A 16,315-nucleotide genomic window follows, 5' to 3' on the forward strand; every position below is an offset into this window, starting at 1 on the left:
TAGCTCCTTTACGGATTAGTGGGCCGTCCTTGGTCTAGCATTCTTATAAAATCATTTACTATTATTGTAGACGGTTTGGTCCGGAAACATTCCTGATTTCTCCGTATTTTCCCGAAATGCAGTACAACATGTACAATAATCCGCCGATAGAGCGAGAGGTGTGATCGCGTGAGTTTGTTCGATGACGAGTTCTATTCTACGAAGCAGCGCAAGGATCGGCGGAAGCAGGAGGAGGGAGGCTGGTCGAAGGGAAAGCCTTTCGCCTCGGGGAACCGGCCGTTAGCGGGCCTGAGAGGGCTTCCAGACCTGCGCAGCCGCACGGTGTGGCTGGCCGGGGGAGCGGGAGCCGCTGTCATGCTGGTCGTCGTCCTGCTCGTGCAGGCGCTGGCCGGGACCGGCAGCGCGAAGCCGGCTGCCATGTCCTCCAAGCAGATGGAGGACTCCTACAACAACGCTGTCGTTCAGGCCGCGGAGCGGGTGAAGCTGGCTATCGTCAGCATCGTCAATCTGCAGCCGAACGACAAGAACGAACTCAAACAGACGGGCATCGGGTCCGGCATCGTGTTCGAGAAGAACGGCTCGAAGGTAAGAATCGTCACGAACTACCATGTGGTGGACGGCGGCAAGCAGTTCGAGGTGTACACGGCATCCGGCGAGAAGAAAAAAGCCGAGCTGCTCGGCAAAGACCAGATCACGGATCTGGCCGTGCTGGAGACGGACGCGTCGAACTTGACGTCCATCGCGGAATTCGGCGACTCCGCCAGTCTGAAGGCCGGAGAGACCGTCATCGCGCTGGGCAATCCGCTGGGACTCGGCTTCTCGCCGACCGTCACCAAGGGCATCGTCTCGTCGCCCAAAAGATCCATCCCGATCTCGTTCGCCATGGACGGCCAGTACGATTGGGAGATGGAGCTGATTCAGACGGACGCCTCCATTAACCAAGGAAACAGCGGCGGCGCGCTCGTTAACCTGAACGGCCAGGTTGTCGGCATCAACTCGCTGAAAATCTCCGATATGGGCGTGGAGGGCTTGGGCTTCGCTATCCCGATCAAAGATGCCGAGCCTGTGATCCGGTCGCTGATCGACAATCACAAAGTCATCCGCCCGCTGATGGGCGTGTCGACCCAGGAGCTGCAGCTCTTCCAAGGGACGGAGGAGCTTACACTGCCTGCCGACGTGAAAAGCGGCCTGATCGTCATCGAAGCTTCGGGACCGGCCAAGAGCGCGGGCCTCAAAAGCGAGGACGTGATCGTGGCGATCAACGGGAAGAAGATCGAGACGACCGTCCAGCTCCGCAAATTTTTGTATAAGGAAAGCAAGATAGGGGATAAAATTGAAGTTGCGTATTACCGCGAAGGAAAGAAGCAGAAGACCGAGCTGACCCTTGCCGAAGCGGGAGAGAATTAAGGGAAGAAGGGGCCGAGCAATGTATTCCGTCTGTAAAGAGCACCTGGAGCTGGCCATTGACGTATTCGTGGACGAATACGAGGACGCACCGGACATCGTGGATTTGGGCAAAGTGAAGTTCGCCGAGTGGGAGCCGCCCGCTCATTGCGAGCACTGCAAGGAAAAGCCGGAGTATCTGGTCGTTTGACGATAGAAAAAGAGGCCTCTGCACAAGGTTCGCTGAGAAGCGAGCTTGGTGCAGAGGCCTTTTTGGTGTGGAGGGCTAAAATAAAGCAATGTAATTTGAGAAAACTTTTGGCTTCCAATAATATAGAATATGGGAAAAATTTCTTGTTGAAGGAGTGTCGGGTTGAAATCTTTTCTAGAAACTTATAAAAGAATAATGGTTCCTTCTACTGCGTTTTTTATTTTTGTTCTTTTTGGGATGGGAATTTTATTTTTTAAGCAGGATGATTCCACGGAGGCTAAACGAAGCGCAAATCGGTATTTGACGGCAATTATCAAACATAATGCGGAGGCGGTTGAACAGAACGTGGTATATGAGGTACCGCTTACGTCCAGGGAAAGGTCAGACTTTAAAAATTACATTTGGACAAGTGATATCAGAGACTTTGAAATAAAAGACGCTGTCTTGTCAGAACCCGGTAAGTATGAAATGCGGGTTCTTATCATGAAGGAGGCTAGTCAGGAAGAGAGCAGAATTACGGTTGTAAAGGCGGATAGCAAGTGGAAGGTTTTAATAAAAAAGCCCGTTTAATAAACCAAGAGACCGTAAAGACAAAGGAAATTTGTCCTGTACGGTCTCTTTTAGTTTCATTTGAAAGCCGTTAGAGTAATGGCTTATTTGCTGGTCGTGCGGCGCTGGTACTCCGCGATAATCGAGAACTCCTGCTCCAGCTTGCGGTAGACGCGGTCATAGAGATAATAGAGCTCGATGTACGTAGGCGAAATCTCGATGTTCGGCTCCTGGCGCTCCGTAATCGGGATAAGCTTGTTCACGTCCTCCAGACGCTCCAGTGCGCCTACGGCGTACATGGCGAGCACGACGGCACCGAAGCTGGAGCTTTCGTGGCTCTTAGGGATGTGCACCGGGTAGCCGAACATGTCGGACATGATCTGGCGCCATTCCGGGGAGCGGGCGAAGCCGCCGGACGCCCGGATTTCCGTCGCCGGTCCGGCCAGGTCGCGCAGAGCGATGCCGATGCCGTAGACGGCGAACAGGATGCCTTCGAGCACGGCGCGGATGAAATGCGGCCGCTTGTGATGCAGGCCGATGCCGAAGAAGCTGCCGCGCGCGTCCGCGTTCCAGTACGGCGCTCTTTCGCCGGAAAGGAACGGCAGGAAGAGCAGGCCTTCGGAGCCCGGTGCGACTTCCTTGGCCGCCGCGATCATAACGTCGTACGGATCGCGACCCGTGCGGCGGGCTTCCTCGACCTCCGGCCAAGAGAACTCGTCGCGGAACCAGCGGAGCATAAGGCCGCCGTTGCTTGTGGCCCCCCCGATGACCCAGTGATTCTCCGTGAGCGCATAGCAGAATGTGCGCTCCTTGGCATCGGTCAGCGGCTTGGGCACGACGGTACGGACGGCGCCGCTTGTCCCGATCGTGAGCGCGACAACGCCGGGCTCGACCGCGCCTACGCCGAGGTTGGCAAGCGCTCCGTCGGCCGCGCCGACGACGAAAGCCACCTCGGGGTCGAGGCCGAGCAGATCGGCGAACTCCCGGTTCATGCCGCGCATAATGTGGGTGGTCGGAACCAGCTCGCTGAGCTGATCCTCACGGATGCCGGCGATGCGCAGAGCGTCCGGGTCCCAGCTCATGGTGTTCAGGTTGAAGAGGCAGGTGCCGCCTGCGACCGAATGATCGACCACGTAACGGCCGAAAAATTTGTAGAGAACATATTCCTTGATCGATATGTATTTAACGGCTTTGCCGAAAATATCCGGACGCTCTTCCTTCAGCCACATGATCTTCGGAAGGGGGGTCATCGGATGGATCGGGATGCCGGTTTTATGATAAAGCATGCTGCTCAGATTCTCGTCTTTCAGGCGCTGTACTTGGGCCACACTGCGGTTATCCGCCCAAATGATGCTGTTCATCAGGGGACGTCCGTCGGCGTCCATCGGAATCACACTGTGCATCGCCGTGCTGAAACCGATCGCTTCGAGCTGCTTGCCGTCGATGCCTGCGCGCTGAATCGCTTCCTTGATGGATTGAAGCACGGCTTCGAACATCAGGTCCGAGTCCTGCTCCGCCCAGGAAGGCTGCGGTACGGCCAGCGGATATCCGGCTTCCCCGGCTCCGAGGAGGGTTCCTTTTTCGTTAGTGATGATGGTCTTGGTGCTCGTCGTTCCAATGTCAATTCCCATGAAATAGGTCAATTCTAGTTCACCTCTGCGTCGGTATGGTCGATCTCCTTGCCTCAATGGTCAGCATCTCTATCTTCATTATAAGGCTTATCGGGCAGACTTTCGAAAATGCAGCTCTTTTTTATCTGTCTGGTGGCTGCAAACCGCACTCCAAGAGGGTTTTTCCGCGGCAGGAGCCCTGCTGGAAATTACCCCCTACTGGCATCATACCTGCTTGGGGAGAAACGTCAAGTGTGTTTTTTTCGGATCGGGCGGCGTGAAAATACGGGAAATGGCCGGGCGGGTGTTTTTCGGGACGGGGCAGGTTGGATTCGGGTGGGATTTGGGGTACAGTAAGGGAAGATTAAGCCATTGACCGGTAAAAAAAGGAGCGACTTCGCCATGCACATCACGATTGCCTCTGTCGGCAAACTGAAAGAGAAATACCTCGTCAACGGGATTGACGAGTACGTCAAGCGCCTTGGCCCGTATGCCAAGGTGCAGTTGGTGGAGGTGCCGGACGAGAAGGCACCGGAGAGCATGAGCCCTGCGGAGGAGCAGCAGGTGCGGGCCAAAGAGGGCGAGCGGCTGCTGGCCAAGCTCGCCCCGGACGCTTACGTCGTGGCGCTGGCCATCGACGGCGAGATGTGGACGAGTGAGCAGCTGGCGGGCTCGCTCGATAAGCTGGCCACCTATGGGCGCAGCCAGGTGGCCTTTGTCATCGGCGGCTCGCTCGGGTTGTCGAGCGAGGTGCTGCGCCGCGCCGACGCGAAGCTGTCGTTCGGGCGCATGACCTTGCCGCACCAGTTGATGCGGCTGGTGCTGGTGGAGCAGGTTTATCGGGCGTTTAAGATAAATAGGGGGGAGCCGTATCATAAATAAGGGAAATTTTTTAGCCGGATCGCTTGAAGAAAAGTGTAAGGAGTGTAAAGTTTCGAGCACTATATATTGAATTTGCTTTTGTAATACTACCGTATGGTATAATTTAGAAAAATCATTGTATGGAGTGGTGAGCTTGAATATTACCCCAAGAGGCATGAGTGTTATGAACTTATACCAGCTCTATCGGAGCAATTGCCTGCTTGTAAACAGAAAATATCAGAGAAAGTTAGTCTGGACTAAAGAAGAAAAAGAAGCATTAATCGATAGTGTACTTTCACAGTATCCTATTCCGCTTATTCTTTTGGCAGAGAAGGGAGTTAATGATAAGGGAGAAACAACATATGAAATTATTGATGGGATGCAGAGACTAAATGCTCTCTTTAGTTTCATTGAAAACCAATTCCCAGTAAATGGGTTGTACTTTGATGTTTCACAACACCCAACTGCAAATACCTTGGCCAAAGAAGGAGTGTTTTCGCCGGTCCACGGTGATGAAATTAAACGTCTGAGTCAAAAGAAATGCGCATCCTTTTTAGAGTATCAACTTCCTATTTCAACTTTCCAAGGATCGGAAAAGGAAGTAATCGAGGTTTTTGGTAGAATTAATTCCAACGGTAAACACTTATCCCCACAAGAAGTTAGACAAGCAGGGACAACAACTGTATTTTCAGAGTTAGTAAGGAAATTAAGTTCTGAAATTCGGGGTGATGTTTCTAGGGGTGTTCTTCCATTAACTGAAATGCCCGAAATTAGTATCGATTCGAAAAATATTGCATTGGGGTATGGCGTTGCGGCCGAAGATACTTTTTGGTGTAACCAAGGTATATTACGTGTGTCCCACTTACGCGATAGTGAAGATGAACAATTAATAGCAGATATAATTTTGTCAGTAGCGTTGAGAGAACCTTTTCAAGCAAGCAAGGACAATTTTGACGATTATTATTTGAACGATAAAAAGAAGCTTGAAATTGAGACCTCAATTGCAACATACGGTAGAGAAAATTTAAAGAATGACATAAAACTTGTTTTCGATACAATACAAAACATGGCGCTTTCAAAATCAAGTGAAAAGAATTATTTGAAAAATATCCTTAATCCAACAGCAGGGAGTAATGCTGTAAAAGAACCCTATTATACCCTATTTATGGCTATTTACGAGTTGATTATTAACGATCAAAAAGAACCATTTAATATTGATTCGATCTTTTCTGCATTAACAAATGTTGCAGGAAGACTTGCTTCTGCAAAAAGTATTGTGACAGCTAACAGAATCGCGAATATTAATCTTACTGTCGGATTAGTACAGCCTTACTTTAAAAAGGCGACACATACACTTCGTAGTGCAGGTGTACTAGCAATCGATTTTGAAAATTACTTGAGGTTATCCAAAATTGAGCCACCACATTATGATTTTAAACAAGGTTTTTATACCCTTGATGTCCAGAACAGATTGTTTGATGAGGAGAGCTTCGAAAAAATCCTTCATAACATATGTGCAATGGCCAACCTTGGGAAAGGCAGAACAGGATACATATTTATAGGTGTATCTGATCGTGAAGCACACACTCTAAGGGTAGAGCACTTGGATAACATTACTGTGCCAAGAGTGGGCGATTTTGGAGTAGTGGGATTGGAAAGGGAGGCAAGATTAAAAGGTGTAAGCCTAGATCAGTATTTCTCTTTTATAACTACAAAAATCACAAACTCTGCATTACCAGATGCTCTAAAATCAAACATAACCTCACGATTAAACCCACTCAATTACAGAGGCAGTATGGTTATAATGATGGAAATTGTTGGTGGTGAAGAGCCGAGTTGGTACAATGATGAATTGTATGTTAGAGATGGTGCGCAATGTAAGAAAGTGCATGGTGCTGACGTAGCATCAGTATTTTCTAGATTTAAATAATAAAGGGCACCCACTGGGTGCCCTTTAACTTGCCGTTATAGACAGCGTGGAGAACCGTACCATAAGTGACGGCGAAAAATGGTGTTTTGAGTATGTCAATATGTGTGTGATATAAAGGAATTACAGAGCCCCTGAGACCTTTTGGCTCAAGGGTTTTAGTTCTTTTTAACTAGGTGATTGTCCCACTATTTCCATGGTATGTTATGATGAGAATTGATATTTGGTTTCGATTATAACGGAGTATTTACGAAGTCTGTGAAGATCCAAAACTTCTGGATTTATTATCATAATAATCAAAGGAATGATTCATAAATGGTACCCAATATACATGATGAAAAAGTTCAAAAGCTCTTAAAAAAGATTAACTCGGGGTTGGACCCTGTGTATGTACCAGTGATAGATGAATCATATGCAATACCAAACGAATGCTTTCCAAATGTCGAAAGTAAAGTAACAATCGACGGAGGCCAAATCGTGTTTGGTTGGCAAATCTGGAAGGGTGAATTGATTTGTGAAGCAGAATTTCATGCAGTCTGGAGAAGTAGTAATGGTGACTTAATTGATATAACTCCCAAAATTCCACCAGTTGAGCATATTTTGTTTGTTCAAGACGAGAAAGTGAATTATAAAGGCGCACAAGTGGACAATATCCGCATTAGTTGCATCAGTAATTTTTTGGTTAATGATGTTATCGATATTCATAAAGCATTATTTAGAATAAGGAATAGAGGGCAAAACGCGTTTAGTCATGAAATAAGATTAAGTCGGACGGAAGCTCAAGTATATAATGAACTTGAAAAAATGAATAACCAAATTCAACAATACATTCGCCAGGGTGGACAGGTTAGCTCTCTTTGTTTTTGTGGTAGCGAAAGTATCTACTCAGAGTGTCATGGTAATAGATTAAATTCGTTAATAATGTTATCTAAGGCTTTTTAAGAAATTTGAAAGAACCCAGACATATGGACGTTGTGGGCTGTTCAGATATCTGTTTTCATTGGCTTTCCTGAACAGACCCACATACGCTCCACCAAGCTAAACTAAGCGAGACCGTCCATCATAGGCGTTCTCCCATCGATTCCCGCTAGTTATCCTCAATTATCCTATTCATCTGTTCAGCCAATTTGTTTTTAATTACTTCAAACTCTGGCGTGTTCATAATTGCTTCCCATAGCGTCTCATGCATCCCTATATCGGTCGTGACTTCTGATCGCCGGGTAGGTCCCTCATATTTAAGAAGCCCAAGCTTGACCATTTTTCGAAGTCAGACACAGTTTTTGCTTGTGTTCTCCTCAACTGAAGACGCCGTATAAACAGATCAACGCCAATGGTGATGGCTTCCTTAATCGATTCTTTGAAAACTGTTCCGTCATCACTATAGCTCAGCCGTTTCTGTATTCGCTTTATCATCGAACTCACATAATACTGTTCTAAGAGAAAACACCAGTTGCTGAAATTATATTGCTCTATTAGGTGACTCAATCAATTCATGGCCTCCATCTGCCGGTACCCTCGCTAAGACCTAATGATTCGTAATAAGCCTGAGTAGTATCATCCATTTCAACTTCATAAATAGGGCGAAAATTGGGTGATGAGAAGGTCCTAGTGCCTGTCAGAGTGGTGAAAGAAGGTGCTATAGGGAAAATACGACAAATTCCTCTATTCCTGTGGTATGATCATGGTATGTAAAAGGCTTGTATTCGTAAATGTCTATGAGCTCATGTTATTAGCGAACTTCGCTAAAAAGATGTTACGAGAGATTCCTTAAATATGTAAAAAGAGGATACATGATGGAGTCAAGAAAAACAAAGCATAAAAGAAATAGATTTAATCTAAAACTTTTCTTAATAGATAACTTTATATTTTGGTTAAGTTTTTTTATAAGTATTATAATCTATGGATCCTCTTTATTATTATGGGAACGGATTCTCAAAGGAACTATTTATTTTGATTTATTGGAAAATCTTTTAGAAATTAATATAGCTGTGATTGGTCTATTCATGATGATAGGGTATGCAAGACTAAAGTACTTAAACATCGTTGTAGAATCACTTTTCAAGATCCTGTTTACAGTTTGGGTTGCATTAATTGTTCAATTTTCCTCACTAAATCAAATTGAGCAAAATGCCTGGATAATAGTTTCTGTGTTTGCAGCGGCATATTTGGAAGTTCTAATTAAAATCAATGATTATTTTCACGATATGGCTGATTTTCAACATAAGAAATATAAGTTATTAAACAAAAAGCTTGTTGTTAATCTTTCCATACCACTATCAATAATTACGCTAAGTGCAATCAATATATTTATTAGTTATTCAGTAAAGGACTTATTAATAAAAATAAGTAATTGATCTTGATTCGAAGCAGAGGGGAACCTCCCCTAACACCGTATTTACGCATCGGGCTATTCGGCGCTCGATCCGGCAGGGGTTTGAAGTGAATTCGACTGAGTCGTTGTCAAATACATGGAACGGGATGGCCGTACATCTTGCAGCGAATATCGACTTCTCGCTTGCCAACTTCTGCAGCGACAAGTGGTTGAGACTTCGGCTGCGTTACCTACCCGCATCAACTGATGCGGGTGTTGCTGTTAATGGAGTAGTTTTCGGGCGATTAGATTAATCGGTGGAAGCGTACCATAAATGACAACGAAAAATGGGAGGATGGAGGGGGGATAGGAATTTGAAATAAAAGAACCTCTAAATTGAAGCGATTGTGTTAATTCGCCATACATTCACCCTTTTGCTGATCTGCTGGTTCAACGATAATTTGCTTATAAAGCGAACTGTTCGAGGATATCTTTATTACCTGGATGGTTGCCAGCGGTATTGAAATAGAAGGGGGTAAAAGTGATGTTTGATTTTGATGACGTAGGATTCTTAGGAAATCAGATAAATGAGTTTGCCCAAGAAAATTACCAAAAGCATAAAGCATTATTTGAAGTAGGTTATGATCTAAATAAATTTACCTATACAACAAAGTATGCACTTGCGATAGATTTAAATAATGGTCAGCAAGTAATAGGTTCCTCTTTATTTTCGAAAATTCACAATGGATTTCAAGCAATATTAATGCTCTACAAAATTGGATTAGATACAGAAGCAAAAGTTATTCTAAGAACTATTTTAGAAGCTACCTTTGTTTTGAAGGCCATACCAGATAATGAAGATGAGGTCTTAAATTTTATTAACACAGACAAGAAAAAGCGAGAAAGATTGCTTAAATCAATTTTCGAAAAAGATAAACAGAGCATATATGAAGATTTAAGAAAAACCCTGAGTAAAGACCAGTTAGACAGTCTTAAACAAGAAAACAAAAATGAAGAAATAAAAGAAGTAGAGGTCTATGAATGGGCAAGTAAGGCAGGTATGGATAGTTTCTATGCTTACGCTTATAAAACATTAAATTTTGAAGTACATACAGACATAAGGACGCTACAAAAGTATTTGGAGATTGACGAAGATACACAAGATATAATTGCGATTAATTCACTTCCAAGTGATAAAGACATCGATAGATCATTGTTTACAGCTTACTCAGTACTTGTTATTGCCCTAAATTGCCTTAATCATGTATTTAATATGAAGCAAGAAGAAGTTCTAAAGTCGTTTGAAGAAAAAATAATGAGTGTAAGAGACCAAGCAGAGAAGCCGAAAAGCAAAAGACAAAACGGCGAAGTGAAGGGGCAAACAAACCACACCTTAAAAAATCAAGAACACAAGAACCTCAACCACTATTGAATAGATTACAAACGGAACAAAGCAAGAACCGCAGACTAACCATTATTGGCAGAAGTCTTACGGTTCTTTTATCTCAGTAATTGAATAAAGGGCTATAGCTTTCTTGCTTTGATGACAAAAGTTACAGGAAGCATCTTTGCCTTTCTTGCAAATCCGCTATCCCGTGATTGTATAATTTCATCATCAGATTCCTCAATCATTTGCTCCATGACAAATCCCGCTTTTGCCAACGCATTTACATAAGTTGAAAGTTTACGATCCGATAACGTTAGCTCACCGTCATCAAGAGCAACCGAATACCAAGATTCATCGAAATAACATTTCTTAAAAGCAAGCATATTATTTTCTGCAACAACACATTTATGTATAGGATGGGACCAACTGAAAATAAATACGCCATCTTTTTTTAAGTAAGAAGCGATTCGGCGAAAAGTACCCTCAAGGTCGGTGGTCCAGCCTATAGCATAAACCGAATAAACAAAGTCAAAATAATCCTTTGCTATGCCACATTCTTCTTCCATGGGGGAACAGATCAATTTAGCTGAAAGACCACATGAGGTCAAATGTTGCATTGCCTTTTCGATTTGTTTTTCTGATATATCCATACCCCACAGTTCAGATGCTTTACGGTCCCCCTGATATTGCAAGGATTGACCGTTTCCACAGCCTATCTCCAGCATCTTTTTTCCTGAAACATCACCAAAAAGTTGGTGTTTTTCTTCTGAGACAAATGCCCCATAAAAAGGAAGCACGATTGCCCCTAAGTAGTCATTTCCTTTTGTATCCCAATAGAAGCTGTTTGTTTTATGTACAACATTCTTATCCATTTTGATCGAGTTGGCGACACCAACCTCACCAGCACCAATAACGTTTGTTCTATAAATAGAATCTTTGTTCAAGCAGACACCCTCCTAAATGGGTAAATTTTCCGAAATATCTGTTTGAGACGAATAAAGAGTCAAAGGTTAAGAACATACGTTCCTCTCTTGTGATAGTACTATACATTACCATATATTTCAGTGGCTACATCCAAGTAATCATGAGATAAAATAAAAGTCCAAAGACGGTTGTTAGTGTTCAAAATTCACCTCAAGTTTGAATGCATTCATTCGTTTGCCCCTTACGATGTTGCGGTGAACCGTATCACAAGTGACGATGAAAAATTGGGATTGTTGGTTAGTGACCTGAGTACCGACTCTGAAAGAAATATACAAAATGGATATATGGATATATTTGCCGGTTAAATAAGGAAAACATTCCTAAAGGTTTACCTAGAGTTACGGGTCTTTATAAAGATGAAATGGTATCAAAGGGCTGCACTCCCAATTATTTGCCGGAGTTCATTGCGATTGAAGTTAACAAACGAAATAATAATTAGTTACCCCTGGACAAAGGATCTGAAAGTAAGCTTCCAGATCCTTTTTGCTTGGAGGGCAATTTCAAAAGTTTCATCCGTAACAAGGTTTTCGTCTGTCGCAATTATCATGTAGTTTTCGATACTTTGAGATGATTAAAGAATTTCTCAGGGAGGAAAGTAAGGAACCCATGCTAGGTTGCCCAAATCCCGCTTAATCGCGAGACCAGTCCCGCCGCAGCGAGAACAACTCCCGCAGCGCATCCGTCGACAGCTCGGTAATCCAGCCCTCCGAGCTGGAGATGACGTTGTCGCTTAGCTGCTGCTTGTTCACCAGCATCTCGTCGATGCGCTCCTCGAGCGTGCCGAGCGAGATGAATTTATGCACCTGCACGTCGCGCGTCTGGCCCATCCGGTAGGCGCGGTCGGTCGCCTGGTTCTCGACGGCCGGGTTCCACCAGCGGTCGAAGTGGAAGACGTGGTTCGCCGCGGTCAAGTTAAGCCCAACGCCTCCCGCCTTGAGGGAGAGGATGAACACGTTCGGCTGCTCGGACGGCGGAAGGTCGCGGGACTGGAACCGTTCGACCATCCGGTCCCGCTGCGCCTTCGGCGTGCTGCCGTTCAGGTATAGCACGGGTTCGTCCAGCTCGCGCTGCAGCACATCCTGTATCATCTTGCCCATGCCGATGTATTGCGTGAAGATGAGGCAGCGCTCGTCCGCCTCGCGCAGCTCCTTGACCATGGCCAGCAGCCTCTCCAGCTTGGAGGAGCGGGCGACGATCGCCTCCGTATGTAGAGGGCCATCCTCCAGCTCCGTTCCCATATCCTCATCCAGTAGAGCTGGATGGTCGCAAGCCTGCTTGAGCCGCGTCAGCGCCCCGAGAATAGCGCCTTTGCGCTAGATGCCGTCGAGCTTCTTCAGCTTCTCTAGCAGCTCCTTAACGCAATTGTCGTACAGGGCGGCCTGCTCGGAGGTCAGTGGAACATACGTCTTCATCTCGTTTTTGTCCGGCAGGTCGAGCTGGATGGCGGGATCCTTCTTCTTGCGTCGCAGCATGAACGGTTTCACTAGCCGCTTTAGTTCAGCCGTGCGACGCCCGTCCTGCTCACGCTCGATCGGAGAGGCGAACCGTTCCTGGAACGACTTGGCGGCCCCGAGATAGGAGGGCACGATAAAATCATAGATGGACCATAGCTCCGCCAGCCGGTTCTCGATCGGCGTCCCGGTGAGCGCGATGCGATGGAGCGCGGGAAAGCTCTTGACCGCCGCGGCCTGCCTGGTCCCGGCATTCTTAATGTTCTGGGCCTCGTCCAAACAGACGGCGCCCCATTGGAATCCGGCGAGCGTCTCCTGGTCGAGCGAGGCGGTAGCAAAGGAGGTCAGTATGACGTCAACGCTGCGGGCCTCGTTCCGGAACGCGTCGCCGCTCTTACGCCCGGAGCCGTAATGCATGGCCACTCGCAGCGACGGGGCAAAGCGGGAGATCTCCTTCTGCCAGTTGCCGAGCACCGACGTGGGGCAGACGATAAGCGAAGGGAGTCCCATCCCCTCGTCCGCCTGTTCCTTGGCGTAGAGCAGGTAGGCAATCAACTGGACCGTCTTGCCGAGGCCCATGTCGTCCGCGAGACAGGCCCCGAGCCCGAAGCGGCGGAGAAAAGCCAGCCAGGTGAATCCGTCCTGCTGGTAGCTGCGCAGCTCGGCACGCAGACCGGCCGGCGGATCAAGCCGCGGCCATTCGCTCTGCTGATTAATCTTGGCGAATAGCCCGGTCAAATGCGCGTTCAGCTCGACATCGAGCTCAACGCGAGCAGCATCGGTCCCGAATGTCTCCGCGCCGGCATCCGTGGCCCCGCCATCCGCGCCGGCGTCCGTCTCGGCCTGCGAGAGCAAATGCAATTGCAGTACATCCTGGAAGCTCAATCCCTGGCTCTTGTCCATGCCTTCCATCATGCGGCGGATCTGGGCAATCAGCGCCGGGTCGAGTACGATCCAGCGGTCCCGGAACTTCACGAGACGCTCCCCTCGCGCGAGCAGCTCGTCGAACTCCTCCTCGTTCAGGTCGGCGCCGCCGATAGAGATGCGCCAGTTGAAGCTCAGAATCGCTTCCAGCCCGAATAAAGACTTGCCGCCGCCACGCTCTTTGGACTCGTCCTCCGACTGCACCGCCGCGCGCAGCCGCGGTTTCTTGCGGCTGGCGGCTTCCCACCATGCGGGCAGCAGCACCTGCCAGCCGGCTTCGAGCAGCCGGCGGCTGTCCTCGTTCAGAAACCGCCAGGCCGCCTCGTCGTCAAGCGGCTTGCCGAGCACGTCCTCGCCGCTCGACAGCCGATCGTGCGGAAGGCTGGCTCGCAGCCGTTGCAGCCAACCGTCCGAGCGGCTGCGGATAGCCTCCGCCCATGCGTCAGGCCACTTGCCGACCGCCGAGCCGTCGTCGCCGAGCCGTACTCTGCGGAGCTTAGCCGGATCGCTCTTGTCCTGCAGCACGAACCGAAGCCGCCAGCGGGAGTGCTCGTCGCCCTCCCATGGCTCCAATAGTTGCAGCAAGGGGCGGAACGGCGCGACATCCGCTTTCCAGCCAATCTGCACGAGCCAGCTCTCGTCGTCCAGTCCCGCCGTCGCGGCCGCCGCGTTCTCGCGCGCGAACAGGGCCGGGAATTCGCGGCGCAGATCCGCCTCGTCCGGCTCCGTTCCGTAGAAGCGGCTCATGACGGCCGCTGAGAAGGCCGCCTTCAGCCCGTCGCGCGCCTCATTGCTCCAACTGCCGCTCTTCAGGTCCAGTTCGTCGCGGCGCGCCTGTCCGAAGGTCGCACCGACCGCCGCCGCATCCCAGCTCCAGCGCAGCGAGCCGCTGCGGTAAGCCGCAAGATCGGGCGCGTACAGCCGCTTCTCCAGGCATTCGGCCAGCAATGGCGCCAATTCGGCCAAGCGCGCGGCATCGTCTTCCCACTTCCACTCCATATGCGCCAGTAGAGGTCCAGATGCAAAGAAGGGGATGACCTCTTCGGCGGGCAGCACAATGGCTTCGAGCTCCCCGACCTTGACGAGCTCCAGCTCGGTGCCATAGAAGGACGGCTCGTGCCAGGCGAACAGGCGATGCTTCAGTTGAAGCCCGGTCCACTCCCGCAGCGAATCCGGGTCCGCGAAGAACAACGCGTCGCCATGCGACGTCAACACCATTCGAACCGCGATGGTATCCAGATTATCGATCGTCGTCGTCATGGAATCAGCTTTCCTTTCCGCAGCTCTTCCTGGAGGGCCCGCAGCCGGCTATGCCGGCTCACGAATGTCTCTATGTACACGTCCCACCGCTGCTCACGCTTTAGCTTCTTGTACAGCTTGGCCAGCCGTTTGAGCAGCTTCACCGCTCGCTTGTAGCCGTGGCGGTTTCTTAACAACACGTATTTCTCTGTGCCTTGGTGGTAGAACGGCAGCAGCGCCTCCGGGGCCTCCTTCTCGATGGGCTGCAGATCCTTCGCCCGGAAGTCGAGCGGATCGCTGCCGAGGCTAAGCTGATAATCAACCCACTGACGCCAACGGCCGAAGCGCATCAGGCTCTCCTCGTACAGGCTGCTGGAGTAGGGAAGCAGGCTCGTAATCGCGCTCCACATGTTCCTCTCGGCCTCCGGCAATTGTCCGACGACGGCTTCCCAGTAGCGTCCATATGTATCCAGGCTGCCGGGGCTGCGACCGACCCGCTCGGTGGCGCAATGGCTTAGCCAAGCCTCTAGCCGTATCCATTCGCCAGCCTCCTCCAGCACGCGCAGAAAGCGGAACACATGCCCGGGATTTAGCCGATGCCGCTCCGCTGCTTCGAGCAGCCGCCAAGCAGCTTGATCCTCTTGAAGCCAGAAGTGAATCCAAGCGCGGGCGACAAGCGGGAAGAGCTTATTTTCCTTGCCGAATCCATCGGCCAAATGGGACAGCTCCTCCTTAAAGAGGCGAGGGCTGTCCGCATCGGATGATACCAGGATCAACCACAGCTCCACATAGATATCCAAATAGGCTGGAGGGAACCACGCATTCGCCTTTACCGTTTCGCGGATGTAAACGGCCGTCTCCAGCAGTCGCCCTTGATGCTTGACCGCGATCTCCGGCGGCAAGCCGCTATTGAGGTGAGCCTCAATCGTATCTATCGTCTCGGATGCCGCCACCTGGGCGAAGTAGCCCGAGTGGCGGTCGGTCGATTGCTTGCGAAGCAAAAACAGCCCGATGTTCAGCTCGAGCAGCCAGGCCTCCTCGGGTGTCAATTCGGACAGAAAGAGACGCACTTTGGAGCGCACTTCGTTACCGTAGTTTATTTGAAACGGGCTGTTCACCGCTTCCTCGGCACAGCCTGCGATCAGGCCCTGACACTCTTCAATGCTCAGCTCGCTCAGTCGATTTGACTCGGTTATCGTCATAATGCCGGACATTCCTTTCTTGAGCTTTGGCCGCTCGTAAATCCCTCCCTTCATTATAACGATAAATGGTAAAGATGGCATACAGCCCAAAGACCATTGATCTAAGACCCAATTAACGTCGGCTTAAAAACGACCACCCGCCACAATGACAGGTAATCCAATAAAGGCCACAGGGGATACAATGGGATTGAAGTTGGTTGTAAACAGTGTTATTCTGACAGCGGTAAATTCAAAATCTATGGTTTGCAATACATCTAATAGCCACTATTTTAGTGA

Annotated in this window: 11 protein-coding genes and 2 pseudogenes; 9 read left to right on the forward strand and 4 right to left on the reverse strand. The window is 49.0% G+C overall.

Annotation, left to right across the window (positions count from 1 at the left end; all coding sequences use genetic code 11):
• The first annotated feature begins 168 nt into the window (after window positions 1-168).
• The 3 genes from ABH899_RS14865 (at window position 169) to ABH899_RS14875 (ending at window position 2,164) form a co-directional block, all read left to right on the forward strand.
• Window positions 169-1,407: a S1C family serine protease gene (locus tag ABH899_RS14865; protein ID WP_369997523.1), complete on the forward strand. Its 1,239-nt coding sequence runs from the start codon at window positions 169-171 to the stop codon at window positions 1,405-1,407.
• Window positions 1,408-1,426: 19 nt separating this feature from the next.
• A complete protein-coding gene (locus ABH899_RS14870; RefSeq protein WP_009673401.1) occupies window positions 1,427-1,594 on the forward strand; it encodes a CxxH/CxxC protein in 168 nt (55 codons plus the stop codon).
• A gap of 162 nt (window positions 1,595-1,756) precedes the next feature.
• A complete protein-coding gene (locus ABH899_RS14875; RefSeq protein ID WP_218230708.1) occupies window positions 1,757-2,164 on the forward strand; it encodes a DUF4878 domain-containing protein in 408 nt (135 codons plus the stop codon).
• 83 nt (window positions 2,165-2,247) lie between these two features.
• Here ABH899_RS14875 and ABH899_RS14880 read toward each other — a convergent pair whose 3' ends face one another.
• Window positions 2,248-3,774, reverse strand: a complete 1,527-nt coding sequence (locus ABH899_RS14880; protein ID WP_369998226.1) for a gluconokinase — start codon at window positions 3,772-3,774, stop codon at window positions 2,248-2,250.
• Between the two features lie 381 nt (window positions 3,775-4,155).
• Here ABH899_RS14880 and rlmH point away from each other — a divergent pair, with 381 nt between their 5' ends.
• From rlmH to ABH899_RS14905, 5 genes are all read left to right on the forward strand, one after another.
• The gene (rlmH, locus tag ABH899_RS14885; protein WP_009673450.1) at window positions 4,156-4,635 is read left to right on the forward strand and encodes a 23S rRNA (pseudouridine(1915)-N(3))-methyltransferase RlmH; all 480 of its coding nucleotides are present in this window, start codon (window positions 4,156-4,158) and stop codon (window positions 4,633-4,635) included.
• A 133-nt stretch (window positions 4,636-4,768) separates the two neighbouring features.
• Window positions 4,769-6,544: a GmrSD restriction endonuclease domain-containing protein gene (locus ABH899_RS14890; RefSeq protein ID WP_369997525.1), complete on the forward strand. Its 1,776-nt coding sequence runs from the start codon at window positions 4,769-4,771 to the stop codon at window positions 6,542-6,544.
• A 312-nt stretch (window positions 6,545-6,856) separates the two neighbouring features.
• On the forward strand, window positions 6,857-7,483 hold the full coding sequence (locus ABH899_RS14895) for a hypothetical protein (protein WP_369997527.1): 627 nt from the start codon (window positions 6,857-6,859) through the stop codon (window positions 7,481-7,483).
• Window positions 7,484-8,334: 851 nt separating this feature from the next.
• Window positions 8,335-8,895, forward strand: coding sequence for a hypothetical protein (locus ABH899_RS14900; RefSeq protein WP_369997529.1), 561 nt, complete (start codon window positions 8,335-8,337; stop codon window positions 8,893-8,895).
• A 501-nt stretch (window positions 8,896-9,396) separates the two neighbouring features.
• The gene (locus ABH899_RS14905; RefSeq protein ID WP_369997532.1) at window positions 9,397-10,284 is read left to right on the forward strand and encodes a DUF5677 domain-containing protein; all 888 of its coding nucleotides are present in this window, start codon (window positions 9,397-9,399) and stop codon (window positions 10,282-10,284) included.
• A 92-nt stretch (window positions 10,285-10,376) separates the two neighbouring features.
• Here the strand turns inward: ABH899_RS14905 and ABH899_RS14910 are convergent, their stop codons facing one another.
• A complete protein-coding gene (locus ABH899_RS14910) occupies window positions 10,377-11,183 on the reverse strand; it encodes a class I SAM-dependent methyltransferase (RefSeq protein ID WP_369997534.1) in 807 nt (268 codons plus the stop codon).
• 380 nt (window positions 11,184-11,563) lie between these two features.
• Between ABH899_RS14910 and ABH899_RS14915 the strand changes: the two are divergent.
• Window positions 11,564-11,662: pseudogene (locus ABH899_RS14915) on the forward strand (DNA alkylation repair protein); the annotation flags it as partial.
• Between the two features lie 190 nt (window positions 11,663-11,852).
• Here the strand turns inward: ABH899_RS14915 and ABH899_RS14920 are convergent.
• Window positions 11,853-14,858: pseudogene (locus ABH899_RS14920) on the reverse strand (DEAD/DEAH box helicase).
• On the reverse strand, window positions 14,855-16,039 hold the full coding sequence (locus tag ABH899_RS14925) for a hypothetical protein (RefSeq protein ID WP_369997536.1): 1,185 nt from the start codon (window positions 16,037-16,039) through the stop codon (window positions 14,855-14,857). The pseudogene ABH899_RS14920 and the gene ABH899_RS14925 overlap by 4 nt, the downstream one beginning before the upstream one ends.
• Between the last annotated feature and the right edge of the window lie 276 nt (window positions 16,040-16,315).

Source organism: Paenibacillus sp. RC84 (assembly GCF_041260495.1).
Classification (GTDB): domain Bacteria; phylum Bacillota; class Bacilli; order Paenibacillales; family NBRC-103111; genus Paenibacillus_F.